General features: G+C 67.0%; 22 protein-coding genes and 1 pseudogene. 5 read left to right on the top strand and 18 right to left on the bottom strand.

Going from position 1 to position 25,500, the window contains the following annotated elements; translation table 11 throughout:
- Nucleotides 1-443: 443 nt before the first annotated feature.
- Nucleotides 444-1,610 (top strand): serine hydrolase, encoded by a 1,167-nt coding sequence (locus AB0I35_RS16655; protein WP_357396856.1) that lies wholly within the window; start codon nt 444-446, stop codon nt 1,608-1,610.
- A 117-nt stretch (nt 1,611-1,727) separates the two neighbouring features.
- On the opposite strand, the gene AB0I35_RS16650 is transcribed toward AB0I35_RS16655, so the two are convergent.
- Together AB0I35_RS16650 and AB0I35_RS16645 are read right to left on the bottom strand one after the other, a co-directional pair.
- Entirely contained in the window at nt 1,728-2,084 is a 357-nt protein-coding gene (locus AB0I35_RS16650; RefSeq protein WP_357397018.1) for a limonene-1,2-epoxide hydrolase family protein, read from the bottom strand.
- 41 nt (nt 2,085-2,125) lie between these two features.
- Nucleotides 2,126-3,355, bottom strand: coding sequence for a cytochrome P450 (locus AB0I35_RS16645; protein ID WP_357397017.1), 1,230 nt, complete (start codon nt 3,353-3,355; stop codon nt 2,126-2,128).
- Between the two features lie 253 nt (nt 3,356-3,608).
- On the opposite strand from AB0I35_RS16645, the gene AB0I35_RS16640 reads away from it, so the two are divergent.
- Nucleotides 3,609-4,205, top strand: a complete 597-nt coding sequence (locus AB0I35_RS16640; RefSeq protein ID WP_357396855.1) for a helix-turn-helix domain-containing protein — start codon at nt 3,609-3,611, stop codon at nt 4,203-4,205.
- A gap of 183 nt (nt 4,206-4,388) precedes the next feature.
- Here AB0I35_RS16640 and AB0I35_RS16635 read toward each other — a convergent pair whose 3' ends face one another.
- The 4 genes from AB0I35_RS16635 to AB0I35_RS16620 are packed head-to-tail and all read right to left on the bottom strand — an operon-like array spanning nt 4,389 to nt 8,912.
- The gene (locus AB0I35_RS16635) at nt 4,389-5,288 is read right to left on the bottom strand and encodes an LLM class flavin-dependent oxidoreductase (RefSeq protein ID WP_357396854.1); all 900 of its coding nucleotides are present in this window, start codon (nt 5,286-5,288) and stop codon (nt 4,389-4,391) included.
- A complete protein-coding gene (locus AB0I35_RS16630; protein WP_357396853.1) occupies nt 5,285-6,040 on the bottom strand; it encodes a helix-turn-helix domain-containing protein in 756 nt (251 codons plus the stop codon). The genes AB0I35_RS16635 and AB0I35_RS16630 overlap by 4 nt, the downstream gene beginning before the upstream one ends.
- A gap of 13 nt (nt 6,041-6,053) precedes the next feature.
- Nucleotides 6,054-7,358 carry an amidohydrolase family protein gene (locus AB0I35_RS16625; RefSeq protein WP_357396851.1) on the bottom strand — a complete coding sequence of 435 codons (1,305 nt, stop codon included), beginning with the start codon at nt 7,356-7,358 and terminating at the stop codon, nt 6,054-6,056.
- Between the two features lie 33 nt (nt 7,359-7,391).
- Entirely contained in the window at nt 7,392-8,912 is a 1,521-nt protein-coding gene (locus AB0I35_RS16620) for an MFS transporter (RefSeq protein WP_357396850.1), read from the bottom strand.
- Nucleotides 8,913-8,997: 85 nt separating this feature from the next.
- Here AB0I35_RS16620 and AB0I35_RS16615 point away from each other — a divergent pair, with 85 nt between their 5' ends.
- Nucleotides 8,998-9,963: an AsnC family transcriptional regulator gene (locus tag AB0I35_RS16615; protein ID WP_357396849.1), complete on the top strand. Its 966-nt coding sequence runs from the start codon at nt 8,998-9,000 to the stop codon at nt 9,961-9,963.
- 150 nt (nt 9,964-10,113) lie between these two features.
- On the opposite strand, the gene AB0I35_RS16610 is transcribed toward AB0I35_RS16615, so the two are convergent.
- Nucleotides 10,114-11,211, bottom strand: coding sequence for a DUF3089 domain-containing protein (locus AB0I35_RS16610; protein WP_357396847.1), 1,098 nt, complete (start codon nt 11,209-11,211; stop codon nt 10,114-10,116).
- A gap of 452 nt (nt 11,212-11,663) precedes the next feature.
- On the opposite strand from AB0I35_RS16610, the gene AB0I35_RS16605 reads away from it, so the two are divergent.
- Nucleotides 11,664-12,635 carry an AraC family transcriptional regulator ligand-binding domain-containing protein gene (locus AB0I35_RS16605; protein WP_357396846.1) on the top strand — a complete coding sequence of 324 codons (972 nt, stop codon included), beginning with the start codon at nt 11,664-11,666 and terminating at the stop codon, nt 12,633-12,635.
- Nucleotides 12,636-12,651: 16 nt separating this feature from the next.
- On the opposite strand, the gene AB0I35_RS16600 is transcribed toward AB0I35_RS16605, so the two are convergent.
- The 7 genes and pseudogenes from AB0I35_RS16600 to AB0I35_RS16570 all read right to left on the bottom strand — a co-directional run bounded on the left by AB0I35_RS16600 (nt 12,652) and on the right by AB0I35_RS16570 (nt 18,321).
- Nucleotides 12,652-12,837, bottom strand: coding sequence for a hypothetical protein (locus AB0I35_RS16600; protein ID WP_357396845.1), 186 nt, complete (start codon nt 12,835-12,837; stop codon nt 12,652-12,654).
- A gap of 171 nt (nt 12,838-13,008) precedes the next feature.
- On the bottom strand, nt 13,009-13,893 hold the full coding sequence (locus AB0I35_RS16595) for an MEDS domain-containing protein (RefSeq protein ID WP_357396843.1): 885 nt from the start codon (nt 13,891-13,893) through the stop codon (nt 13,009-13,011).
- A 3-nt stretch (nt 13,894-13,896) separates the two neighbouring features.
- Nucleotides 13,897-14,889, bottom strand: coding sequence for an MEDS domain-containing protein (locus AB0I35_RS16590; protein WP_357396842.1), 993 nt, complete (start codon nt 14,887-14,889; stop codon nt 13,897-13,899).
- Between the two features lie 109 nt (nt 14,890-14,998).
- Nucleotides 14,999-16,618, bottom strand: a complete 1,620-nt coding sequence (locus tag AB0I35_RS16585; protein WP_357396841.1) for an MDR family MFS transporter — start codon at nt 16,616-16,618, stop codon at nt 14,999-15,001.
- Nucleotides 16,611-17,147: a MarR family winged helix-turn-helix transcriptional regulator gene (locus AB0I35_RS16580; RefSeq protein WP_357396840.1), complete on the bottom strand. Its 537-nt coding sequence runs from the start codon at nt 17,145-17,147 to the stop codon at nt 16,611-16,613. Before AB0I35_RS16580 ends, AB0I35_RS16585 begins: the two co-directional genes overlap by 8 nt.
- 279 nt (nt 17,148-17,426) lie before the next feature.
- Nucleotides 17,427-17,558: pseudogene (locus AB0I35_RS16575) on the bottom strand (enoyl-CoA hydratase); the annotation flags it as partial.
- 205 nt (nt 17,559-17,763) lie between these two features.
- Nucleotides 17,764-18,321 carry a sugar O-acetyltransferase gene (locus AB0I35_RS16570; RefSeq protein ID WP_357396839.1) on the bottom strand — a complete coding sequence of 186 codons (558 nt, stop codon included), beginning with the start codon at nt 18,319-18,321 and terminating at the stop codon, nt 17,764-17,766.
- A gap of 192 nt (nt 18,322-18,513) precedes the next feature.
- On the opposite strand from AB0I35_RS16570, the gene AB0I35_RS16565 reads away from it, so the two are divergent.
- Nucleotides 18,514-19,182 (top strand): histidine phosphatase family protein, encoded by a 669-nt coding sequence (locus tag AB0I35_RS16565; RefSeq protein WP_357396838.1) that lies wholly within the window; start codon nt 18,514-18,516, stop codon nt 19,180-19,182.
- A 2-nt stretch (nt 19,183-19,184) separates the two neighbouring features.
- On the opposite strand, the gene car is transcribed toward AB0I35_RS16565, so the two are convergent.
- The 4 genes from car to AB0I35_RS16545 are packed head-to-tail and all read right to left on the bottom strand — an operon-like array spanning nt 19,185 to nt 25,495.
- A complete protein-coding gene (gene car, locus AB0I35_RS16560; protein WP_357396837.1) occupies nt 19,185-22,610 on the bottom strand; it encodes a carboxylic acid reductase in 3,426 nt (1,141 codons plus the stop codon).
- A gap of 2 nt (nt 22,611-22,612) precedes the next feature.
- Complete coding sequence (locus AB0I35_RS16555; protein WP_357396836.1) at nt 22,613-23,368, bottom strand: SDR family oxidoreductase; 756 nt, start codon at nt 23,366-23,368, stop codon at nt 22,613-22,615.
- Nucleotides 23,365-24,213, bottom strand: a complete 849-nt coding sequence (locus AB0I35_RS16550) for a TauD/TfdA family dioxygenase (RefSeq protein ID WP_357396835.1) — start codon at nt 24,211-24,213, stop codon at nt 23,365-23,367. The genes AB0I35_RS16555 and AB0I35_RS16550 overlap by 4 nt, the downstream gene beginning before the upstream one ends.
- Nucleotides 24,203-25,495, bottom strand: coding sequence for an aminotransferase class III-fold pyridoxal phosphate-dependent enzyme (locus tag AB0I35_RS16545; RefSeq protein ID WP_357396834.1), 1,293 nt, complete (start codon nt 25,493-25,495; stop codon nt 24,203-24,205). The genes AB0I35_RS16550 and AB0I35_RS16545 overlap by 11 nt, the downstream gene beginning before the upstream one ends.
- Nucleotides 25,496-25,500 lie beyond the last annotated feature (5 nt).

The raw sequence follows: 25,500 nt of genomic DNA, 5'->3' as shown, positions 1-25,500 counted from the left end.
ACACTCGCGACTGGCTGCTGCCGTCGCCCACAACCGCACCGTCGTGCTCGAGCTGAACCGCCTACCGATCCGCCCGGCCAAGGACGGCGCCCGTCGCCTTATCCGAGGTCGACATGTCGAATGTTGATGCCTCCGCGTACGCCATGCACGCGCACATCTTTCGGTCGCATGACTTGAACTTTGCCGAAAAGCCCTGTGGCCACGGCAAAACGTTGCTACCGTCCTCCATGCATCAGCAGTCGGTTGTATGACTGATTTTGAGGAGACGTCGTGTCGACATGGAGCACCACTCGACCCGATCGAAGTAGGGCTCCATCGCACCGCACGGCCCCGAGGAGCCGATGGAACTGGCTGCGCGGAGAGCTGGAGCCCTATCCGCGCCCGCGCAGAACTTGCGCGGCTCCGAACCTCATCCGCGCACGTGACCTGAGAGGACGATGACCATGACCACGCCGGAGACGAACGACGAGACCGTTCTGGCAACCTGGCGGACGCCCGAACGGATCCGGGAATCCTTGCAACACATCGCGGACTTCCTCCCGACGGCGCTGATCCGCCGAGGTGATCGCTCCGTCGCCGAGCTACCACTTGCGCCGACGCCGCTGCGCGACTTGGTCGTCTCAGCCGACTACGGCACGATCACCGACGCGCATGCACGGACCGAGACGGATGCGTGGCTGGTGCTCCACGGCGGACGCATCGTCGAAGAGCAATACTTCACGCCGATGACCGCCGATACCCGTCACCTGCTGATGTCGGTGAGCAAGTCGATGACATCCATCATCGTCGGCGCGCTCGTCGACCAGGGAGCCCTCGCCACCTCCGAGCAGGTGACGACCTACCTACCGGAGCTGGCCGACAGCGGGTACGCGGGCGCGACCCTGCGCGATGTGCTCGACATGCGCACCGGAGTCCGGTACTCCGAGGATTACTTCGACCCCGACTCCGACGACGCGCTCCACAACGAAGCCATCGGCTGGGCACCCCACCACCACGGCGGCCCCCTCGGCCAGAGGCAGCTGTTGCGCGGTCTCACCGCTGACCGGCCGCACGGCGGATACTTCGAGTACCGCAGTTGCGAGACCGCGGTGCTGGGCTGGGTGTGCGAGGCCGTCACCGGGAAGCCATTCGCCGACCTTACGGCCGAGCTCCTGTGGTCTCGGCTCGGAGCCGAGGCCGACGCCTCATTCTGCGTGGACCCCGGAGGCAGCGCGATGCCCGACCGCGGAATCGTCGCGACCGCGCGCGACGTCGCCCGTTTCGGGATGACCGTGCTCAACGGTGGCATCACGCCCGCCGGTGAACGCGTCGTCAGCCGGGCGTGGATCGATGACCTGTTCGCGCCGAGCGACGAGCTCACCGCAGCGTTTGCCTCCGGACCTGACGCCGACTACCTTCCCGGCGGCCGTTATCGCAGCCAGTTCTGGGTGCCGGCAGATGGCGAAACAGCGTCCTGCGTAGGCATCCACGGACAATTCATCTACATCGACCGCACCGCCGACATGGTCGGCGTGAAACTGTCGAGCTGGCCAGTCCCCCTCGACCCCGAACGGATCATGATCACGCGGTTGATGTTCGCCACCGTCGCAGATCACCTCCGTAGCAGATGAGCCACCTGCACCACCGGGCCGCGCAGTGGTTCGAGACCTATACCGAAGTCGGCCGTGGGTTTCAGCTATGACCTGAAGCAACCGGAAACAAGAAAACCCCTGGTCGAAGTGGCAGCCTCATGCCTCCTGGTTCATCGCGGTGAACTGGCCCATGTCGAAGTAGTCGCGCCAGGCTACGATCTTGCCGTCACGTACCTCGAAGGTTCCCATCACCGGCAGCTCGATCCTCTTCTCTCCCAGCATGAAGCGGTCGGTCCGCTCGTTGAGCACAGTGTCACCCACCATCGCCTGGTGGTGGATGGTGAAGTCGATGCGGCCGAAGGTGCCGATGAACCCGTGCAGGAAATCCAGGATCGCGGCTTTGCCGATGAGCGGGGGCATCGGAATGTTGTGGTAGACGGCATCCTCGCTGAAATAGGCGGCAATGGATTCCGGTGTGCCCACGCCCCATTCGGCGCAGAACGCGGTGACCAGGGTGGCAGGGTCGGTGGTGTTCACGATAGTCCCGTCGAGAGTCAGTGGATGATCAGGGGAAGGCTCTGGTGCCGGCGAACGAAGAAGCTCGGCACCCACAGCGGCGGGTTGTCGGGATCGAGAGTGATCGATGTGCTGCGTTCCAGTAGTGCGGTTATGGCCGCGACGGCCTCGAGTTTGGCCAGCGCCGAGCCGACGCAGAAGTGCACACCCTTGCCGAAGGCCAGCTGCGCGCGTGCGCCGTTGCGGTCGAGATCGAACGCGTCGGGGTCGGTGAACATGGTCGGGTCGCGGTTGGCCGCTCCCCACAACAGCAGCAGATGACTGCCCGCAGACAGTGGCACGCCTCCGAGTTCGGTATCGCGGGTGACGTGGCGATGGTGGCCACGAAACGGCGACTCCAGCCGCAGCGTCTCGTCCAGGAAGGCTGGGATCCGGTGCGGCTGCTCACGCAGCCGCTGCTGCACCTCCGGGTCGGTGGCGATAAATCTTGCTGCGCTGGCGATCAGGCCCGCAGTCGACTCCCCGCCCGCGCCGACCAGCTGCACCAGGGTAAGGACCGCTACTTCGTGAAGCAGCTCCCCCGTGTCGACTGCGCGCGCGAGCACACCGAGCAGGCTGTGAGCCGACTCCTCTTGCGCCGCAGATCCTTCCACAAAGAGCAGTTGCTCGTGCAGGTAAGCCGCCAGCTCGGCCGCCGACGTCACCAGCGCGCCGAGACGTTCGACAGGTACCACACCACCGAGCATCTCGGTGCTGTCGTAGGCCCACCGCAAAAGTTGCGGGACATCAGCATCGGCCAGTCCGATCACCGCAGCGACCAGTGCGAGAGGCAGCTTGTCGGCCATACCCGCCGCGAAGTCGATGCGGCCGTCGCGCAGCTCCTGCGACCACAGCCGATCGACCAGTTCGTCTACGGTCGGCCCCATTGTGCGGATCCGCTTGGACAGCACCGAGGACACCAGCTTCCGGTGCAGCTGGTGGACCGGGTCGTCGGCGGTGGCCAGCACGTGAATGGCCTGACCGCCGTGGTCCATGTCGAAGGCGGTGGTGGTGCCGTCGGGCTGCTGCACCAGGGTCGCGGTCAGGTTCGAGGAGAACTCCCCGCTTCGGCCGGTCACCTCGGTCACCAATTCCCACGAGGACACCAGATAGAAATCGGTACCCGGCAACCGATACACGGGCGCCTGCTCCCGCAGCTGCCGGTACATCGGATACGGATCCTCGAGGTTCGCCGCATCGAACACGTCGATCACCGGCGATGACGCCATTGCCATGCTGACTCCCATCCGCGGAACTGCTTGCCGCACGCCACCGTGCTCCCGAGTGACACATGTGTCAATGGGCTTCTCACACTGAGACAGGACGTCTGCTGCAACCGAGCACGAACGGAGTCTCCACCCTGCGATACCTACTGATTGTGCAGTCAGATCCACAAATCCGACTCGTCAAAGTCGAGACGGATTCGAGAATCTGTCTTAAGCTGAGACAGTATGGAGATCGGCGAGAGAGACAGTGACGCAGGTGCCTGATCAGCGCATCGATTGGCTCACCGGCCGCGCCCGCCACACCGTCGCGCGGGAGCGCATCGTGGCTGCCGCTGCGGACCTTTTCCTGCAGCACGGCGTCGCTGCGGTCGGTATCGACGACATCGCCGCCCACGCCGGTTGCTCGCGCGCCACCCTCTATCGGCATGCGGGCGGCAAGACCGAATTGGTCCGTGCCGTCATGGCCGCTTCCGCCGCCACCGTCGCCGACCGGGTGCACGCCGAGGTCGCTGGACTCACCGGGCATCGCCGCACCGTCGAGGCCATCGTCGCCTCGATCCGCGCCATCCGCACCGACCCAGCGCTATCGCAGTGGCTTGCCAACATCCGCGCCAACGGCGCCGACGAATACCTCGCCACCGCACCCGAACTCGGCCACATTGCCATCGCGGTCACCGGCCTGAACCCCGACGACGAGGCGGCCCAATGGATCGTGCGTGTCGTCCTGGCACTGCTCGCCTGGCCGCTACCCGACTCCGCGGCTGAACGTCACCTCATCGAACGCTTCGTCGCACCCACCCTCGTCACGCCCACACCAGCTTCCGAGCACAGCGGCGGCGCGATCCGTTCATAGCCGGCAATTCACATCACACGTCGACTGCCGGATATAAGACGCGGATCTGACCCGTTCCATGCACACCGTGCCCCGCCGGGGCGCCAACCTGCCTCACTTGCACAGCTCGACGTAATCCGCGTGCACCCGAGGCGAAGCGTCTGCTCGCCTACGACCAGGCCGAAGTCGCCGTGCTCTGGCGAATCAGTTTCCTCGGTGGCGCTCGACTGATTCCCGCACAGCGGGAACGACCTCGCGCGCCCAACGCCTCAGTTGGACGGGATCATCCGCCGGTGCACCGAAGACGAAGGTGTCCATGCCGTACTCGATGACGAGGTCGGTCAGCTCCTCGACCCACTGGTCGACAGGGCCGGAGAACGCACCCGATGAGGATCCGTCGGTCGTGATCGTGCCGAAGACGTTGTACACGCGCCGAATTTCGCGCGGATCGCGACCTGCCTGCTGCGCGGAGTCGTCGATACGGCGCTGCATCTCGGGCAGGTCGGAAGGGGGTACGTAACTGGACGAGGGCACCCAGCCATCGGCCTTGCGGCCGAGTGCCCGCAGCAGCCGCGGGCCGCGCACACCGAGCCAGATGCCCGGCGCGGGCGTGGGAGCGGGACCGGGGTGCACCCCGGCGAGCTGGTAATGGGATCCGTCGTAGCGCACCGATCGTTGGCCCGACCACATCAGACGGATGACATCGATGGCTTCCTCGAGCGCTTCGGCGGCTTCGCGTGGGTTGCGTGCGGGACCGCCCATGGCTTGCACAGCTTCGTTGAATCCGCCTGCCCCGAGACCGAGTTGGAATCGTCCGCCCGACAGCAGGCCGAGGCCGGCCGCGGCCTTGGCCAGCACTGCGGGTGGCCGGAGCGGCAAGTTCGCGACGTCGGGGAATACCTGAATGCGCTGTGTCCGGGCGAGCAGGAAAGCCATCAGTGTGAAGGTGTCCAGATGCCGGCTCTGGTATGGGTGGTCCTGCACCCCGACCAGGTCGAGCCCGTCGCGATCGGCGGTCTCGACGACGGCGAGCACCTGTTGCGCGCTGTCGGCGTCCGGAGTCGGGAATATTCCGAATCGAAGCGGTTGCCCGTAGTCGGTCATGCTCGGGACCCTACGCTCGGCGGCAACGAAAACCCCGATACGACTCCGCGGCTCTGCGCGTATTCGTCCGATCGCAGTGCACGCGGCACCGCGTTCGGCGATGCGCATTCGGTCGCCGCGAAGATCCGGCCCACCAGTGTCTCCCAATTGCGGGCAATTTGTTCGAGTGAATAGCCCTGGTCGTGGAGTTGATGCGCTACCAAGGCGGCGTCGAGCGGGGCGAGGACGGCGTCGGCCGACAAGTACGGATCGTCGCCCACCCCGGCCGTGTTCAACAGGCCGGTGACATGATCCCGTGCGGCGAGATAGTACGACGACCCGAATCGGTGTGATCCGTCGGCTGCCAGGCGGATGTCGGCTTCGACCTGGGTGCAGGCGAGTCGAGCGCGACCGAACGCGAGCAACCGTTGGAGCGGTGAGGCGCCCGGCCCCAACGGGGCGGGCCCGGACAGATATGCCACCTGCAGGTCGTGCTCGTAGGCGTCGAGCAGGGCGTTCATCAATCCGGTTCGGTTGCCGAACCGGCGATACAGCGTGCCCTTGCCGACTCCGGCGTGCTTCGCGACGGCGTCCATCGTCAGGGCATCGACGCCATGGAGGTCGATCAACTCTGCGGCGGCGTCGAGGACCCGCCGACGGTTGCGTGCCGCATCTCTTCGTTCGATGATGACGCACCCGGTACGGGCCGAACCGGGGCGGGCCGCCGGGTGGCGCGAAACCTGTTCACGGTCGGGTTGGTGCACTGTGTTCACGGTTCCTCCATCTCTACTGACTGACGAATTCGGTCACGTGGTGGCCGGCGGCGACGAGCCGGTCGCGGACCAGCTCTGCCGCCGTCACCGCCGCGAGGGTGTCGTCGCACAATCGGCCGTCGCGTTTGACGGTCCTGCCTGCGACCAGCACGGTGTCCACGTGCGCGGTGTCCATGCCGAGTACGACCGTGCTGTAAGGGTCGTAGACCGGTGCCGTGCCCGGCTGGTCGGCACGCAAGAGCACGACATCGGCTTGTTTGCCGGGGGTCAGCGAGCCGATCCGGTCGGACATGCCGAGCGTGCGCGCGCCCTCCACGGTGGCGAACTCGAGAATGTCGCGGACGGTGTGCTCGAGCCCGGCGAACCTGCTGAGTTGGAAGGCTGTCCGCATCTGCCCGAACAGATCCGAAGCCACGGTGACTTCGACGTCCACGCTGAGACTGGGGCGCAGCCCCGCGGCGTCCGCGGCGGCGAAGGGCGGAAGCCCATGGCCCATCATGAGCTCGATCGCCGGTGCGATGGAAAGCCCGCAGCCCTGGTCGGCGATGATGCGCAGGTCGTGCTCATCGAGTCCGTTGCCGTGGATGAACGTCGTTCCGGGCACGATCACACCCAGGTCGGCGAGGCGGAGCATCGGGCGATCACCGGGGTGGGTTGCCACGACATGCCGGGTGACCGGCACGTCGAGTTCGCGGGCCAAGCCCCAGTTTCGGTGCTCATCCTGCGCGGTGCCCTGTTCGGTCGCCAATGCCATGGTGACGCGGGCGTGGTCGTCGGGCAGTAGCCGATCGCGCACCGTGCGAACGTAATCGGGCAGCTTGCGGTCGCTGGCCAGCCCATGGGGCATGCCGTTGCCGTAGGCGAAGACGGCGCGTAGGCCGGATTCCTGCAGTGCGGCGATGGTGGCTTCGGTGTGTCCGGGGGTGTTCTGCACATTCGAGATGTCTTGGACAGTCGTGACACCGGCGGTCAATGCGCTGTAGGCGCTGAGTAGGTTTCCCAGATACACGTCGTCGGGCGTGACCACCTGACCCAATCTGCTGAGGACATGACCGAAATAGTCCATCAGCGTGTGGTGTGGCGCGCAGCCCCGCAGCACGGCTTGCCACATGTGACGATGGGTATCGATCAGCCCTGGAATCGCGATCTGCCCGGCACCGTCGATGACGGCGGCCGGCTCATCGGGATCGAGATCGACGCCGACAGCGACGATGATGTCGCCCTCGATGAGCAGATCTCCCCGGGGGAGATCACCGATCGCGGGGTCCATGGAGAGGACCGTGACGTCGCGGATCAGCGTTCTCTGTCCCTGATGCACTGAATTGCTCCTTCTACCTTGTGATTTCGATGATCAAGACGCTCGTGCCGGTGCTTCGACCGGCTGAACGGGGGTCGCTGTTTCGCGTTTTCGGACAAGGGTGAACACGATCACCGCGCCGGCGATCGCGCCGATGCCTGCGGTGTAGAAGATTCGGTCGAGACCGGCGGTGAACGCGGCATGCACGACGTGGTGGACCGATTCCTGTGCGCGTGGTGGTGCTTGCGCGATGAGCTCCGCTGCGCGACCACCGCCCAGCGCTGAGGCGGCGGCGTGCGGGTCGGCGAAGGTGGCGGCCTCGGCCAGGGTTTCACGCGCCCCGATGAGGAAAAGTGGGCCGAATACCGCGACGCCGAGGGCGTGACCGAGCTGACGGAAGGTATTCACCGCGCCGCCGATCAGACCAGCGTGCTGAGGTGGTGCGGTTTCCAGGGCGGCCGCCATCAGCGGTCCGGTCGCGACGCCGACACCGGTTCCGATGAGCACCAGACCGACCAGCAACACCGGCCAGCCCGACCCCGCCTCGATCGCGGTCTGTGACAGGGCGCCCGCGCCGATCAACACCAGGCCGCCCCCGATCGTCCAGCGCGGATGCGCGCGGTAGAGGCGTCTGCCCGCGATCGTCGCGACCAGGAACGAGGCGACGCTGAGCGGGGTCACCACCAGCCCGGACGTCAGCGGACTCATCCCGAGCGCCGATTGCAGCCATATCGAGGTGTAGCCGAGCGAGGCGAAGGCGGTAGCAGGCAACAGCAGTGCGGCGACCATCAGTCCGGTGAAGACCGGCCGCCGGAAAAGGCTGAGATCGAGCAAGGGTGCGACACTGCGAATCTCGATCAGTACGAACAGCACCAGCGCACCGGTTCCGACACCGAGCAGCAGCGCTGTGACGCCGCCCCAGCCCGCGACCGCTCCCTCGATCAATCCGGCCACGAGGGCCGTCGCCGCGACCGTGAAGGACAGTGCACCCGCGAAGTCGAACCTGCGCCCGGTCGGCGCCATCGATTCGGGTAACACGCTGCGCGACAACGCGATCGTGAGGACGGCGATGGGAACATTGATCAGGAAGATCGAAGACCATCCCCAGGTTTGCGACAGCAGCCCGCCGAGCACCGGGCCGACCGCCGCCGCGGACCCGCTGACCGCGGCCCACACGCTGAACGCCACAGCCCGGTCCTTGCCGTGGTAGATCACGGCCAGAAGCGCGCTGGTGGTGGCGAACATGGCAGCACCACCGATGCCCTGCGTCGCACGGCCCAGGATCAAGACGGCGCTGTTGGGGGCCAATCCACACACCAGCGAGGCGATCGCGAAAACCGTCAAGCCGATCAGATAGACCCGACGGCGGCCGACGCGGTCGGCGAGCGCGCCCGCCGCCAGCAGCACCGCGGCGAGCCCCAGCGCATAGGCATCGATCACCCACTGCAGCGCGGACATGGACGCGTTCAGATCTTGCGCCATCTGCGGCAGCGCGACATTCACGATGGTCACATCGACCAGCAGAATGAACGCGCCGAGGCAGATCGCCACCAGCGGCAGCCACTTTCTACTCATGTGTGCCACTGTCCGCGATCACGGAGCCACCTCGATACATACAGCGCCATTTGCGAATAATCTCGACATCTGCGAACGTAATTTGATGAAATCCCCGCAGGTGGACCCGTTGGATATGAAGATCATCCACGCGCTGCAGATCGACGGCCGAGCCCCGTTCAGCCTCATCGGCGAGACGATCGGCGTCTCGGACCAAACGGTGGCCCGGCGGTATGCGCGACTTCGTGCCCACGACGCCATCCGCGTCACCGCGCAAACCGACGCGTGGATTGTCGGCGAAGAGGAATGGGTGCTGCGCATTCAATGCCCGCCGGATGCCGCGGGAGCCATCGCTACCGCGGTCGCCAGGCATCCGGAGGCGCGCTGGGTGCAGCTCACCTCGGGCGCGACCGAGATCGTCTGCACGACGAGAGCTCCCGTCGGTGGCGATTCAGTGCTGCTGCGCGAGTTGCCCCGTACTCGTCGCGTCACCGGCGTCAGTGCGCATTGGCTGTTGCACACCTTCTACGGCGGCCAGCGAAACATTCTGAACAAGATCGGTCCACTGTCCGCTGATCAGATCGAGGCGCTTCGTCCCCCCGCGCCGCCCGGCGACGGGCAGGTAGCTCTGAGCACTTCGGACCACGCGCTGCTCGCCGAACTGTCGCGCGATGGGCGCGCACCCTATCGCGACCTCGCCCGTGCCGCGGGGCTGTCACAATCCACCGTGCAACGCCGAGTCGGTGAACTTCGGGAGGCGGGTGCCCTGTATTTCCGCGTCGACTTCGACGACGCACTGATAGCCCGGCATACGACCGCGATCCTCTGGCTGTCGGTGGCCCCGGCTGCTCTGGTGGAGGTGGGTGAGGAACTCGCGGGCCACGAGGAGGTGACCTTCGTCGGGTCGACTACGGGACCGACGAACCTCTACGCGGTGGTCCTCGCCGAGAACTCGCGAGCTCTGCATCGGTATCTGACCGGCCCACTCGCCCGCCTGCCTGCCATCACCCGGATCGAGACCGCGCCGATCGTGCAGCCGTTCAAACGAGCAGGCGTCCCCGTCGCCCGGTAGATCCGAACACCGACACGCAGGTCGTTCGCCCGCTACACGGACATGGCCGCCGCTGCGAACATGCTCGGCAAACGCGTGGTGAGTGCGGCACTCAGCTGTCTCCGCGTGCGTGTCCGCTACATCAGCGGCGCCTGTCGGGACCCCTGCGCGCTAGCCGGCCGCCGTCCAGGCTGCGGACTGACGCTCGGCGATGGCGACGAGCCGGTCGTAACCGAAGTTGATGTCCACGAGGTGCGATTCGAACAGGGGAATCTCGTTCAGCCGGCCCGGGCCACTGATGTCGATCTGATAGAAGTTGTATCCATTGCGTTCCGCACAGCGGCCGGTGCCCCGTGTCGCGGTGCTGGTCCACGAGGAATCCGAATGTGGAAGGGCATCGGGGAATGTGGTGTAGCCCAACAGGATCGAGATGATGCCGAACGGATAGGGGGCCGACGGCGTCGTCACCGGTTGTGGGCCGGCGTCGCCGCTGAGCACCGCGGGATCGGTACACGCCACCTGATACCCGGGCCCGAACGGCAGCCCCCAGCGCAGCGAGATCAAGCTCAGGTCCGCGCTGCCGAACAATGACAGCAGCGGATCATCCTGCGCCACCGAATACGCGACGACACACCCGTATTCACCGGGCCGGGTGCACAGTGGGATGTTCGCGAAGTCACCACCGGTGGTGCTGCCGCGGGCAGTGGTGAAGTTTCCGCCCATGAGGAAGGCACCGACCAACCGGGACCGCAGCACCGGATCGGGGTCGATGTGTTCACGAATCAGCTTGCGCGCCATCAACGTTCCCTGCGAATGACTGATGATCACCACGCCGCGACCGTTGTTGTGTTCGGCGAGGTACTCGCTCCAAGCCGCCTCGATATCGCGGTAACCCGGTTCGGCCAGATCGACACCGGCCAGCAGGCTCACCGGCAACGCGGGCAGAGTCACCTGCCGGTAGACCGGTGCGAAGACACGGCACATGCTCGAGAACCTCGCCGCCTGATACGACGCGATCGCCTGCACCTCGGGCTGGGCGACCGGGTCCTGGTTGAGCGCGACCTGGTTGCTGACCGTCGGATACAGATAGAAGCAGTCGACCGGTTTGTCGGACTCGGCCACCGGCTCCGGCGCGCTGACCGTGCCGGAACCGAGGTCGGTGGTGTCGAGGGGCAGATCGCACGGATCGGCCGTGGTCGAGGGGTGACACAGCCAATTCGTGCCGGTAACCGGCGGCGCCGCGACAGCCTGCGTGGAGGGCGACACCACCGTAGCCACTGCCGCCAGAACCAACGCACTAGCACCGATCAACGTCGAGAAATTCACCGCACCCGCTCCCACCATCGCACCCGAAGACTCGGGGCCGGATCATAACCAGACCACTGACAGGTCCGGACCATATTCGGCGTAGCAGCATCACCACGACCAGGCCCCAGACGAAGCATGGTCGAGTGCGCCCTTTTAAGCCGCGCACGAGGTACTGATCCGCCACGACGGCATCGCACGGCTCCGGCACGCCGACATCGGACACCTGGACTCACCTTCCAGTCCCTCGATCTGCCCCTGTCCGACCGAGCCGTACACACCCCATACGATGCCGCATACCTGGTAGAACCAGATGACGAGAGGCCGACCGGAGCCTGTTCAGATCTGCCGACGCACGCGTCCGCGGTCGCCGTGCCCCGGTCTGCGGATCGACACGCCGGCACCAGGAGACGTCAATGGCTACCGACCAGAGTTTGCTGCACCGTTTCGTCATCTCCCAGCTCAGCGCGGCCGGGCTCGATCGCACCCAGCTGATCCGGGACACCGGTATCCCGGATTGGTCGATGACCGGCCACGATGTGCATCTGCCCAGCGAGACGTTCTCCCGGCTCTGGGAGGTCGGCGAATATCGTCTCGGCCCGGACGTCGCGTTGGCGGTGGCCCAGCGCTATGTGCTGTCCAGTCTCGGCCTGTACGACTATCTGTTCACCTCGGCGCCGACGCTGGGCGCCGGGCTGGCCACCTGTGGGCCCAACGTCACCGCGGTCACCACCAACCACCGGTTCGACCTGGTCGCCGAATCCGACGACGAGTCGACCCTCTACCTGGAGATGATCGACGGAGAAGGCCGCGGTCGCGACCACACTCAGCTGTGGGGGCTGGCGGCCGTACTGAGCCGCGCGCGTCGCGTGATCGACGCCCCACTGGATCCGGTGCGCGTCTCACTGCGACAATCCGCTGCCCCGACCCTGGACATGTTCCGTGCCGTATTCGGGTCGGCCACGCTGGAATTCGGTGCGGACACGGACTCGATGACCTTCCGGAACGTGGACCTGGATCTGCGACTGACCACGGCCGATCCGGTGCTGGCGACCGTCTTGCGGCCCTTGGCCGCCGCACTACCGCCCCCACCGACCCTCGCCTCGGCCTGGCCCCGACGGGTGGCCGACGCGGTGGACGAGGCCATCGAAGCCGGAACCGTTTCCCTCGACAGGGTCGCGCTGATGCTGTGCATCAGCCCTAGAACGCTGCAGCGGCGGCTGGCCGAGTCGGGCACGACCTGGCGCGCCGAACTGGAACGGGCGCGTCGCGCACGGTTGTCGCGAGCCACCGCGACAGGACCGGTCAGCGCCACCAGACAGGCCGAACTCCTCGGTTACTCCGATGCCGCGTCGTTGCGCCGGGCCGCCCGGCGCTGGACGGCGTAGCGACCACCGATGACTTTCACAACCTGAGATGGGTCGACGCGATCCGCCAGAACGTCTCCTGCTCCATCGAGCGGAAATCCCAGCCGCCCGCGATGTCGCGGAACGCGGCGACGAGGCCGGCCACATCGAAATCGTCCCGCGTGGCGGTCCCCTTGGCCTCGAGCGCCGAAACCACGTAGGCGGTAGCGCTTTCCCTTGTCATCGACACCGCACCTCCCAGTTTCTCTACCGACAAGATTGCTTGTCAGTCTCGATTCCTCACCGCGGCTCGCCAAGAGCAGAACGCGCCAATCCGCCGCCGAACGCGCCACTACCAGTACCGGGTGTCCGGCTCGTTCGCGAGGTCCGGCACGGCGACCGCCCGGAAGCCGGCTCAGGAATCGGTGCGCTTGATCAGCCGTCGGGGATCGAAATTCATGACGCTCCATACCCGCTCGACGACAGGATGGGCGTTGACCAGCCGTATCGATCGGTGTGCACGCTGGGACGGGTCCATGCCCGCCAGCACCGCCGACGCGCGCACACTCAGGAACGACAGACCGCTGACGTCGAGGTCGGCGCCCTCGCTCGGCAAGACCTCGAGCGCGCCGATCAGTGCGGGTATGCCGAATTGGTCGATCTCCCCGTCGAGGATCCGGTGGCCGTCTCGCCAGTACATCCCGAACGTGGTGGGGACCCGGGAGGGACCGTGGCGCAATGGGTGTACGGCCATGACCGCGCCCAGGTCCTCGCCGGTCGCGGTGAGGTCGTAGGCACACATCGCGGCCACCGGGTGGCCGTCGGCCATGAACGCGTCCACGACGTGCTCCCACCGGACGTGACCGGGACGGCGCGCGGAGTCGAGGGTCAGTGCGGTGATATCGGTGAACACGCGAATGCCTGCGAAACCCGCGGCGCGGGCCGAAGCGACTTCGGCGCGGTAGTGAGCGAGCTGGGCTTCGGCGTCGATCGGTGCGGTCAGGTCGTAGAGCGTCCTGAGGGAGGTATGGGTGAGCTCGCGGCCGTGCCCGGCATCGGCCGCGGCGAAAGCGGCCGACAGACGTTCACCGGCATCGTCGTCGTCGGTGAACGCCAGCAGCCGCTGTCCGATCGCGGCACCCTCGAGCAGCCATTTCACGGCGGCGCGGTCGCGTTCGGCGCGGGTGGAATACGCCACGCAGGCATGATCGTGGCAGCCCGCGCTGCGCTTATCGGTCAGTTGACCGGCCGCCCTGGCCACCGAGGAACCGCGCGCGGGTGCGGAGAGGTCGATCGACATGTCTCAGATTCCTTCCCGCAGGCCGGAGGACGGGATTTCGCACCACACGTTCTTGGCGTGCCCTGCTGGGTCCGGTTCGGTGCCCCATCGACTCCCCAGTGCCGCGATCAGGATCAGACCACGTCCACCGACCGCACTTCCGCGGTCTGTGCCCAGTACCGGCCGGCGCGGGCTGAGGTCCTCGGCCTCGATCCTCACCGCCCCCTCGATCTGGGACACACGGATCCGGAACGCGGTGTGCGCGTGGGCAACCGCGTTGGCGGCGAGTTCGGAAACCACCAGCGCGGCATCGTCGATGACCGCGGGGTCGTGCTGCCATTCCCCCAGCCTGCCGGTGACGAACCGGCGCGCGGCGCTCGCGGCGCTGGGTACCGGCACAAAGATTCGAGAATCGGTGTCCGGGTCGACGCTCGGCTCGAGCTCCGCGCGGGCGACGGTGTAGCTGTCGGGAGCGACGATCTCGGAGTGATGGGCGCACACCTGCTGCAGGCGCACCAGATCGTCGGCGCCGGCGAGTATGTCACGCGGGTAGGCACAGTAGAGCAGGAACTGACGACTCCGAGCCAACTCGTTCCACATCGCTTCGAGCTCGATCGCGGCCCCCGGATCGCCGTCGGCCCACAGCAGCGCTACCATCTCACCGAACGCGCGAACGGAACGATGACCCGCACTCGCCGCGGCGATGACGTCCCCGATCACCTCGGTGAAACGATTCCGGTCGAGCACGCCGTCGATGGTGAAGCTCGCCAAAGTCTGCGCGGCATCCAGGGCGCGATAGCGGCCGGCCGCGATCAGGGCGGTCACGTCCAAGCCGTGCTCGCTCAACCGCGCCGCGACAGCTTCCCGGTGGGCGGGGGTGGCGATCACCACGGCCGCACCGTCGGCGTCGAGCCCCTGCCCGAGGAAGTCGCTGACGTGGCGGGCCAGCTCCTCCGAATCGTCGTACATGCTCACGACGTGGTCGTGCGGTGGAGCCCCTGCAACCTGGACACTCATACGAACGAGGCTACGGTATTCGGCCGGTCACCGGGACCTGGTCCGAGCCGACACTGCCACCGCGAGTTGAGCGCGATGGCACCACGAGCGCCGTTGGAACAGCCGACGGTCAGCGTCCTGGTTGCCCCGCCGCGACGGGCGGCGCCCCGGTGGCCGGTTCGGGCACGCTCATGGGGTCCAGCGCGGGATCGATGTCGATCGTGCGTCGGAGCGGACGGTTCGGCAACAAGGAGGTCGCCACGAGAGCCACGACCGCGGCGACCGCCGCGATGAGGAAGATCCGGCCCGTCGCGTCACCGTAGGCAGCGCGAACGATGGTGGCGATCGGTCCGGGCAGGGCACCGATGTTCAGATTGCTGCCGCCGGAGGAACTCGGCTGCACACCGATCTCGGCGAAGCCCGCGGCCGAAAGGTCACTCACGCGAGTGGCCAGGATCGAGCCGAGCACAGAAACCCCGATCGCGCCGCCGAAGGTGCGGAAGAAGGCGATGCTGCTCGACGCGGACCCGATGTTGTGCACGCTGACGGTGTTCTGCACGGCGAGTACCAGGTTCTGCATCATCATGCCGACGCCCAAGCCGACGATCGCGATGAAGACTCCCACCAGCCACAGGTTGGTGGCGTGATCCAGGGACGAGAGCAATGCGAAACCGACCACCAGTAAGGCGCCGCCGGTGACGACGAAGGCCTTCCACTTTCCGAAACGGGTGATCAACTGCCCGGAACCGACCGAGCCGATGAGCATGCCCGCGACCATCGGAATGGTCAGAATGCCCGCCATGGTGGGGGAATATCCGCGCGCGGTCTGGAAGTACTGACCGAGGAAGGTGGTCGCGCCGAACATGCCGACGCCGACCGCGATCGAGGCGATGATCGCCAATCCGGTGGTGCGTTCGGTGATGATCGGCAGCGGGATGATCGGCGACTTGGCGCGGGATTCGACCCACAGCGTCGCGAGCAGGAGCAGCACACCCGCTCCGACGTAGAGCGCCGTTTCCCGGGAGAACCAGCCGTAATAGCCGGCCTTCCCCGCGAAGGAAACCCAGATCAGCAGCACGGACACACCTGCGGTCAGCAACGTGGCACCGAGCCAGTCGATGGAAACGCCCTGCTTGCGTTCGGTGGGCAACCGCAGGGTGCGCTGCAACAGCACCAACGCGATCACGGCCAGCGGCACGCAGATGAAGAAGGTCCAACGCCAGCCGAGCGGGCTGTCGACGATGACGCCACCGAGAATGGGCCCACCCGACATCGACACCGCCATCACAGCGCCCATGTATCCGGAGTAGCGCCCACGCTCACGTGGCGCGACGATGGAACCGATGATGGCGACGGTGAGCGCGGTCAGCCCGCCCATGCCGACACCCTGAACCACACGCGCGACGAGCAGCACCGGCACGTTGTGCGCGAATCCCGCGATGACCGAACCGGCGACGAAGACGACGATCGCCGACTGCACCAGCAGCTTCTTGTTGAACAGATCCGCGAACTTGCCCCAGATCGGTGTGGACGCGGCGTTGGCGAGCAGCGCCGTCGTGATGACCCAGGCGTACGCGGTCTGCGAACCCTCCAGATCACCGATGATCGTCGGGAGTGCGGTCGCGACGATCGTGGTGCTGAGCAGGGCCGTGAACAGCGCCGCCAGCAAGCCGGTCAGCGCTTCCAGGACTTCGCGGTGAGTCATCGCGGCGGGATCGCGCGGCGTCACCGCCTGCACTGAACTAGACATGTGTTTCCTGACTCTCTGCCGAGATCGGCCGATCGTGGCTTGCCGCAGTGTGATGCGCGTGTGCGGTCAGTGCGTTCGTGAGTTTCTGAATGGCAGCGCGCGCATGCTCTGCTTCGTCCTCGCTCCAGTCGGCGAGAACCGCTTGCAGGCCGCGCGCTCTCGACAACCGAACGCGCAGTAGCAGATCGCGTCCCTTGTCGGTGATCCGGAGGACGCACGCACGGCCATCACTGGGGTCGGCGTGGCGGCTGACCAGGCCGGAGCCGACGAGGTCGGCGACCTGCCTGCTCAGCACGGACGGACTGATGCACAGGTCGGGGCTCAGATCCCCCTGCCTGCGCGGCCCCTTGGCTTCGAGAAGACCGAGTACCGCGACACCGCCGGGAAGCAGTTCGCCTTCTTCCGGGTGCGGCAGTGCGAAGCGAGTAGCCCTGCCGACAAGGTAGATCTCCTTGATCAGGCCCTCTGCCGTACTGGCGGACACCACCATGATCGCCCCAAACGCGAGATAGTTATTTGCATTATGCAACTATAATATAGTTGCATGCGCTAAGCAAATATCAGTCGTCGGCGCGGCGCACGCGGCGGCGCTGGATGTGCAGATCCGGGTGTTGCGTCTGCGGCGCGCCGTGTTGCAGGCGGTAGCGAAGCGGGAGTCGAACCCACAGGAGATGGATCTGATGCACAAACTGGCCGCTTCATCCACGACTTCATCGACGACGAGTCGCGGTGTTCACCTGGTTCGCCCACGCACTGCGCACCCATTCCGAGAAGTAGCACCGGCGCAGCCGCGAGACGGCCATCGGGCGTTACCGTCCGGCTGGAAACGATTCGGGTCGCCCGCGGCCACCGCCTTCAGATCCCCTCCGGCACAGAAGGTTCCGCCTTCGCCACACAAGTCGGGGTCGGCATCGAAGGCGCGAGAGACGTCCGCGAGCGCCGAGCCACCGCGTTGCGTGCGGCCTATTGATGCTGATGGTGGTCACTGGCCTGTCGCGGTCGACGGTCGCGTGTGCTCGGTCGTCACGGCATCAGCGCTCGTGCTGGGCGCGCTTGTGATCACCGGATAGTCCCCGGTGAACAGCGGCCGACCGGCCCGCTGATCGCCGAGCCGGTACGACCACGAGCCGATGCGCGAACACACCTCACAGCGGCTTGATCACGCGCGCGGGATTGCCTGCGGCGAAGACCTTTTCGGGGAGGTCGCGGGTGACCACACTGCCTGCGCCGACAACAGTGTCGGCGCCGATCGTGACACCTGGGCACACGATGACCCCGGCACCGAACCACACATTGTCGCCGATAGTGACCGGGGCGACGGTCTCCCACCCTTCGCGCCGAAGTTGGTGATCGGCCACCGGGTGCAGCGCGGTGATGATCTGGGCCCGTGGGCCGATCTGCACGTTGTCGCCGATCACGACTTTCGCACCGTCCATGATGATGGCGTCGTAGTTGAGGCAGCAGTCGCGGCCGAGGTGGATGAGGTAGCCGTATTCGCACCGGAAGGTCGGCAGGATCAGGGAGCCCTCGCCGATGCTTCCCAGTAGCTCCTCCAGGATGCTGCGGCGGAGCGGCTTCTCTTCCGCCGCAGAGGCATTGAACTTCTCCAACGTCTGCCGACAATGCATCCGCTCGGCGGCCAGCTCGGGGTCGTGGCAACGGTAGAGCTCACCGCTGAGCATGCGGTTCTTCTGTTCGCCCATGCGTGGCATCGTAAGAGCTCGACCTGGTACACAAGGGTATTCGCCCGCACGTGTCGGCAACGTCTGCCTGATCGCAGCACCGTCGCCGAACCTCGCGTCCGGATCGGCCGTGTGGGCACATGGACTGTATTGGTGGACAGGTCTTTTCGTTTCGCCGCTGGGGCGGGGTAGGGCCGACCGGGAAGGCGCACGGTGGAGATCGGTCATGAGAAACGGACCGGAAAACTGATTCTGGTGCGTCACGGCCAGTCACACGGCAATGTCGGACGTCGGCTCGAAACCCGGGTCCCCGGACCTCGCCTCACCGAGCGCGGGGCGGAACAGGCCGCTCGTTTCGCCGACGGTGTGACCGGCTCGCCGCGGTTGTTCTGCTCGACTGCTTTGCGGGCCCAGCAGACCGCCGCCCACATCGAATCGGTGGTCCGCACCCCTGTCACGGTGTTGCCGGGGGTACAGGAGGTGCAGGCCGGCGCGCTCGAAGGACTCGAAACCGATACCGCGCGTGCGGTATTCCATCAGACCTACCAGCGATGGCACGAGGGCGAGCTCGACCTCGCGGTGCCGGGTGGGGAAACCGGACACGAGGTGCTCGATCGCTATCTGCCCGTGCTCGAGGAGTTGCGGGCTCGCCATCTGCCTGCCGGCGGCGGGACGGATGTGATCGTGGTCAGTCACGGGATGGCCATGCGGCTCGCGGCCGGGGCGATCACCGAAGTCCCGACGGCGTTCGCCGCGCGCACGCGGCTCGACTTCACCCACACCATCGAGCTGGTGCCACGCTATTCGGCGGGCGAATTCACCGGGTGGGAGTGCACACGGTGGGGTGAGAATGTGCCGCCGTTCGACCCGGCCACGGCGTAGCTCTAGCCCAGCAAGTTCAGCGTACGCAGGTCGGTGAGGTATTTCCCGATCAAGCTCCGGTCGAGATGTGGGATGGGCAGGTCGATTTCCCGCAGTGCATCGTGAAACCGTTTGGCCGGCACCATGCCGCGTGCGCGTGCGGGTCGCCGGTAGGCACGCAGCAGCGGGAACACCGTCCGGCGCCGTCGCGGCTCCGGCAGCTGGGTCAGTGCCGACTCGAACCGGGCCAGCCACTCGGGATAACCGTCCAGGCGCTGCAGCGGCAGTCCCTCCTCGATGAGCCAGTCCACCAGCCGATCCAGACTCACTCCGTCGTCGTGTGGGTTGGTGACATTGAAGGTTCTGTGCGCCGGCCTCGGGTCACCGCCCAGCCTCGCGATCGCTGTCGCGGTGAAGTCGACCGGAAGCCCGTCGTAGTGATCGCCCGGGGTGGTGTCGCCGGTGAACGATCGCGGCGCGACACCGGTGGCGCCAAGGCTCAGCACCAGCCGGGTGAAGGTGTCCTCGACGTTGAGCTGACCGACGTAGTCCCGGTGTGCCAGCGCCATATTCGACCGGAACACTGTGACGGGCAGCCCGCATCGCTCGTGCGCCGCACGCAAGAGGACCTCCCCCGCCCATTTGCTCACCTCGTAGCCGTTGGCGTAGCTCCGCTCGTCGAGGGCTCTGCTCGGCAGCGCGACGCGGATGTCGGTGTCCTCGTCCAGTAGCGAGCCTTCCCGCGAACCCACGACCGCGATCGTGGACAGGAAGTCCACGGATTTCCCGCGAGTGGTGAGGGCGAGCCGGATGATCTCGGCCGTTCCCACGACATTGGCATCGAACAGATGCTGGTACGGGAGAACATGATTGACGTGGGCCGCCGCGTGCACGATGTGGTCCACGCGTGAGGCGAGCTGTTCCCAGACCGTACCGGGTACGCCGAGGGCGGGTGCGGCGACGTCGCCGGCGACGATCTCGAGGTGCCGCGCCGCCAATGCCCGGAATTCGCGGTGCAGGGTGGTGTCGCTGTCGAAGACGGTGTCGAGCCGCTGTTCGGCGGCGGTGGGGTCGGTCCCCCGCACGAGGCAGATCACGGTGCCACCGGTGGGGGCGAGCTTGCGCAACCATTCCAGGCACAGGAAGCGCCCGATATAGCCGGTGGCACCGGTCAGCAGCACTGTCCGCACCACCTCCGCCGACCGTGGCATCGCGTCGGCCTCGGCGACGATCGCCGGATCGAGAAAGACCTCCAACGCCAGGTCCGCCGCGTGCGCGGTGAGGCTGCCGATACCGTGCGCTGAGCTGAAGTTCGGCCGGATGCTATCCGAATATCGTTGCTGCTGAATGTATCCCGCGATGGAACCGAAGTCGGCGGTCGGCCCGGTGAGCAGCCGAGCAGGCACTTCCACGCCGAGCAACTCCCGCAGCAGGGCCGCATAGGACACGACCGCCAGCGAGTCGCCACCCAGTTCGGTGAAGCTCGTGGCGCCGGACACTTCCCCACCCACGATCGCCTGTGCCGCCCGCACGACGACCTCGAGCACCGGCAACTCACCCGCCCGCTGCCGCAGTGCCCGTAGGTCGTCGGCCTGGTCGTCGGCGTGGTCGCGATAGATCCGCTCCAGCCGCGCCGCATAGCGGTCCCGAAGCTTCGGCCGTAGCAATTTGCCCAGGCCCGAGAGCAGTCCGTTGTCGACGGTGAACGGTTCCGGCTCCACCAGGAAATCGCGGGGGATCTCGTGGGTGGCCAGTCCCGCCGCCGAGGCCGCTGTGCGCAGGGCGGCGGCCAGCGCCTGTTCGACGGTCCCGCCCGCCCGCGCTTCGTCGGTGGGCACGATCACCGCGAGCAGGTACGCGCGTTCGCTGGAGCCGTAGACGAAGATCTGATGGATCAGCGGGCTTGTGGCGTAGACGGCCTCCAACCGCGCCACCGTCACGAACTCGCCGTTGGACAGCTTGAGCACGTTGTTGCGCCGGTCGAGGTAGCGCAGGTGGTCGGGGGCGATCTCGGCCATGACGTCGCCGGTGCGATAGAAGCCCTCCTCGTCGAAGATCGCCGCCGACAACTCCGGCTGCCGGTAATACCCGGGAACGGCGGTGGCGGTGCGCACCAGCAGTTCCCCGCGCGGGTAGGGCCGGTCGGTGGTGAAGTAGCCCAGTTCCGGCACGTCGACGAGTTTGTACGCGGTGACCGGCGGACGTTGGATGCGATGGTCGAGCAGGATGTCGAGTGCTTCGGTGGCGCCGTATCCGTCGTGCAGTTCGAACCCGAGCAGCGCCTCGGCGAAGTCCTTGGCTTCCTCGGCCATCGGAGCGCTGCCGAAGATGGCATAGAGTGCTCGTCCGCCGAGGACGTCGCGGCGCATGGTGTCGAGCGCGGCGGCGCGCGCGGCATCGGGGTCGGCGCCCGCCGCACAGCGGCGGTCCACGTCGTCGCGGAACCGGTGCAGCAACAGCTCACAGACGCGCGGGGCGAAGGCGATCTCGGTGGGTCGCACCAGCGCGAGGTCGTCGAGCAGTGTCGAACGGTCGGACCGTGCCGTGAAGAACGTGGTGCCACCACGACCGAGTGTGCCGTAGAGCGAAAGACGAGCCGCCACATGGCTCATCGGCATATAGGCCAGGGTGAGCGCGGGTACCGGGCCGGCATTGCGCCACATTCTGGCGACCAGCCGCTGCGGGTAGATGGCGCCTTTCGGAGTGCCGGTGCTGCCGGAGGTGTAGATGAGCAGGCTCATCGAGTCGGGGTCACCCGCGAACAACGGGGCCGGTGTGAGCGTGTGCCCCGCGGCGATGTTCGTCTCGAGCGTGTCGACGGTGACGCCGGGAAGGCGTTGCCGGGCCTGATCGACGAGGCGAGTGTGTCCCTCGTCCGCCAGATCGGCGTCGAGCACCACAAGGTGCCGTGGAATCTGTTCGGCTGCAACGCTTTCCAGAACGCGCGCGAGAAATTCGACGCCCACCGCGAGGATTCGCGGTGACGTCTCGGCCAGGATGGTGGTCATCTCGTGTCCGGCGGCTCCGGCCTGCACCGGCACCGCCACCGCGCCCAGGCGCACGCACGCCAGGTCGACGGTGGCGTAGTCGACTCCGGTGACACCGACGATCGCGACGAAATCGCCGGGGCTCAACCCGCGTTCCCCGTGCCAGAACGCCGCGACGGCACCCACCCGGTCCCAGAGTTCCCGATAGCCGACGGTGTCGAACCGTGGGAGCAATCGCGCTGGCCCACCGGCGTTTTCGTGGGACGGTTCGGCGGCCCGGTACCCGAGGGCCGGTCGGTCGCCGTACCCGGTCAGTACCGTCTCGACCAGATGCGCCAGCGGCAGTGCGGGGTCCAGAACCGCCTCGGTGATCCTCGGGTCGCGTAACGCGGCCCGAACCTGCGCGTCGCTCTCGCACAGCCGCTCGATGCGCCGGTGCAGCGGAACTCCCGCACTGCCCATGGTCAGCCCCTTCCCACGAACGGCATCGTCGTCGGGAAGACACCGAGGAATTGGATATTCGTGTCCAGCGGCATCGAGGCCATCAGCACCAGCGACTCGGTGAACCGCTCGACCGGGATCGTCTGCTCGACCGACAGTGTGCCGTCGGCCTGCCGGGCCGCCGGTTGCGCGCTGCCGTCCGGCGGCGTCACATTGCCGACATCGATCTGACCGCAGGCGATTCCGTGCGCCCGCCCGTCCAGCGACAGCGCTCTGGTCAAGCCGAGCAGCGCGTGTTTGGCGGTGGTGTAGGCGATGGCGTTGGGTCGGGGCGCGTGCGCGGACGGCGCACCCATATTGATGATCCGGCCGCCACCGGGCGACTGCGCGCACATGAGGCGAAAGGCCTGCTGCGCGCACAGGAACGCGCCGGTGACGAGGGTGTCGATGGCGCGGTTCCAGTCCTCGACCCGGATGTCGGCGATCGGACAGCGCGGGACCGCCGCTCCCGCGTTGTTGAACAGCAGATCCAGCCGGCCGAAATGCCGTTCCACCGCGGCGAACAGCTCGGTGACCTCGGCGGGGACGGTGATGTCGGCGGGTGCGACCAGCACGCGGTTCGCGGGGACGTTCGCCAGATCGGCCGTCTCCTTCAGCAGTGCCTCACGACGGCCGGTCAACGCGACCGACCAACCGTGCTCGAGCAGAGCCAGCGCCGCCGCCCGACCCAGCCCACTGCCCGCTCCGGTGACGAGTGCGATGCGATCGTGGGTGCTCATCGGTTTTCCTCCGTTGCCACGTCGTCCACCCACAGGCGCAGGATGCGGCGGGCCTTGGGGCCTGGCTGATCGATATAGGGTGAGCGGCCGTGCAGCACCCGGCTGTTGCGGATGAGCAGCAGATCGCCTGCGGCCAGCATCAAATCGAATCCGACGCCGGGCCGGTGCAGCACCTCGTCGAGCACATCGAGCGCGGCCAGCCGGCGCGCATCGGCCGGGCGATCCGGATTCAGCGAGGCACGCACGGTTCTGGTCTGGTAGTAGCAACCGATGGTGCCGTCGGGCTGGGTGAACAGGATGGGTGACACCACGATCTGCGGTCCGGCCCGGCCGGTGCGGTCGTAGGTCCAGTCCTCGCGCAGCAGCGAGAGGGTGTCGCGGTCTTCGGCGGTCAGGATGTCGTCGACCTTGCGGGCACTGGCCAGCCGGGTGAAGCCCTGACCGTCGGCGGCCGGTTGCAGACACAGCAGGACCAGCAGATCGCACGTGTCGCAATGGAATCCGAGTGCGGTGACGCCGTCCCCGTCGCGGTCGCGCAGCACCTGGAGCAGATCGCCCGCACCGTTCTGGGGGACGACCACACCGATCCCGTCGAGCACGAACAGCAGGGTGCGCGTGATGTCGTCTTCTGATCGGCCCGGGTCGACGAAACCGGCGATATGGGCGAATCCCACTCGCTCGATGGCGGCGTCGACGAAAGCGTGCACGGCGGAACGCACCTTGTGCGCGTCGTCGTCGGCCGCGGCGAGGGTGTGCTGGTCGTCCCGGGCCAAAGGCAGCGACCAGAGCTCCGGGCGATCGACCAGGTGCTTTGCGTCCCAGCCGATTTCAACGTTATCGGACACTGTCGGTCCCCTTCCCTTGTCCTACGTCACCGCTCACCCGGGCGAGCGCCTTCGACCACAGCACCACCGCGGCATCGATCTGTTCGGCGGTCACCACCAGCGCGGGCATCATCCGGACGACGTTGCCGTAGGGCCCGCAGGTCAACAGCAACAGCCCGAGATCGGCGGCGGCCCGCTGAACGCGGGTAGCCGTGTCCCGATCCGGTGTGCCCTCGGGCGTGCGGAATTCGATGCCGACCATCAGACCCCGTCCCCGCACGTCCCCGATTCCGGGTTCGCCCAGCGCGCCCGCTCGCAATGCGGTGAGCAGTCGCTCACCCTGGGTCGCGGCGTTCTCGACCAGGTTCTCCTCGCGGATCACCGCCAAGGTGGCCAGGGCGGCGGCGCAGGCGACGGCGTTGCCACCGTAGGTACCGCCCTGGGACCCGGGCCAGGCGCGGCGCATGAGCTCCGTCGGTGCGGCGATGGCCGAGAGCGGGAACCCGCTCGCCAATCCCTTTGCGGTGACCAAGATGTCGGGGCGAACCACCGGTTCGTGCTGGTGTGCCCAGAAGTGCCCCGTCCGGCCGAAGCCGGTCTGCACCTCGTCGAGTATCAGCAGCATGCCGTGGTGGTCGGCGCGTTCGCGCAGACCGGCGAGGAATCCCGGTGGTGCGGGGACATAGCCGCCTTCGCCGAGGATCGGTTCGACCAGCAGCGCCGCGGTCTCGGCGGGCGCGGTGACGGTGGCCAGCACGTAATCGAGACCGCGCAGGGCGAATTCGACGGCCGCGTCCTCGCTCAGACCGAGCCGGTAGGCCGCCGGGAACGGCGCCACCGCGACACCGGGCATGAGCGGGCCGATACCCGCCCGGTACCGGGTGGAGGCGGTGGTCAACGCCGCCGCGCCCATGGTGCGGCCGTGGAACGAACCGTCGAACACCACGACGTTCGGCTTGCCGGTGGCGTGCCGGGCCAGGCGTACCGCCGCTTCGATCGCCTCGCTGCCGGAGTTGCTGAAGAACAGCGAATCCAGACCGGACGGCAGCACCGACCCGAGCTGATCGGCCAATTCGAGCAGCGGTTCGTGCATGACCGTGGTGTATTGCCCGTGGATCAGCCGCGCGACCTGCTCCTGGGCGGCTGCCACCACCCGCGGATGACAGTGGCCGGTGCTGGTCACCCCGACGCCGGCGGTGAAGTCGAGATACCGCACGTCCGCCGCGTCGTACAGGTACATCCCCTCGCCGCGACAGACCGTGACGGGCGTGGCCTGGGTGAGGACCGGTGAGAGTTCGGACATTCGGC

The sequence above is a fragment of the Nocardia sp. NPDC050378 genome, from assembly GCF_040655675.1.
Taxonomy (GTDB): domain Bacteria; phylum Actinomycetota; class Actinomycetes; order Mycobacteriales; family Mycobacteriaceae; genus Nocardia; species Nocardia coubleae.
This window is presented reverse-complemented; position numbering and strand designations above follow the sequence as displayed.

Bases quoted from the DNA above. Each gene is read 5' to 3' on its own strand.
- AB0I35_RS16585 (WP_357396841.1), bottom strand. From the start codon at position 16,618: ATGTCTAGTTCAGTGCAGGCGGTGACGCCGCGCGATCCCGCCGCGATG.
- AB0I35_RS16655 (WP_357396856.1), top strand. From the start codon at position 444: ATGACCACGCCGGAGACGAACGACGAGACCGTTCTGGCAACCTGGCGG.
- car (WP_357396837.1), bottom strand. From the start codon at position 22,610: ATGGGCAGTGCGGGAGTTCCGCTGCACCGGCGCATCGAGCGGCTGTGC.
- AB0I35_RS16595 (WP_357396843.1), bottom strand. From the start codon at position 13,893: ATGTCGATCGACCTCTCCGCACCCGCGCGCGGTTCCTCGGTGGCCAGG.
- AB0I35_RS16645 (WP_357397017.1), bottom strand. From the start codon at position 3,355: ATGGCGTCATCGCCGGTGATCGACGTGTTCGATGCGGCGAACCTCGAG.
- AB0I35_RS16600 (WP_357396845.1), bottom strand. From the start codon at position 12,837: ATGACAAGGGAAAGCGCTACCGCCTACGTGGTTTCGGCGCTCGAGGCC.
- AB0I35_RS16570 (WP_357396839.1), bottom strand. From the start codon at position 18,321: ATGGGCGAACAGAAGAACCGCATGCTCAGCGGTGAGCTCTACCGTTGC.
- AB0I35_RS16545 (WP_357396834.1), bottom strand. From the start codon at position 25,495: ATGTCCGAACTCTCACCGGTCCTCACCCAGGCCACGCCCGTCACGGTC.
- AB0I35_RS16555 (WP_357396836.1), bottom strand. From the start codon at position 23,368: ATGAGCACCCACGATCGCATCGCACTCGTCACCGGAGCGGGCAGTGGG.
- AB0I35_RS16590 (WP_357396842.1), bottom strand. From the start codon at position 14,889: ATGAGTGTCCAGGTTGCAGGGGCTCCACCGCACGACCACGTCGTGAGC.
- AB0I35_RS16635 (WP_357396854.1), bottom strand. From the start codon at position 5,288: ATGACCGACTACGGGCAACCGCTTCGATTCGGAATATTCCCGACTCCG.
- AB0I35_RS16620 (WP_357396850.1), bottom strand. From the start codon at position 8,912: ATGAGTAGAAAGTGGCTGCCGCTGGTGGCGATCTGCCTCGGCGCGTTC.
- AB0I35_RS16605 (WP_357396846.1), top strand. From the start codon at position 11,664: ATGGCTACCGACCAGAGTTTGCTGCACCGTTTCGTCATCTCCCAGCTC.
- AB0I35_RS16615 (WP_357396849.1), top strand. From the start codon at position 8,998: ATGAAATCCCCGCAGGTGGACCCGTTGGATATGAAGATCATCCACGCG.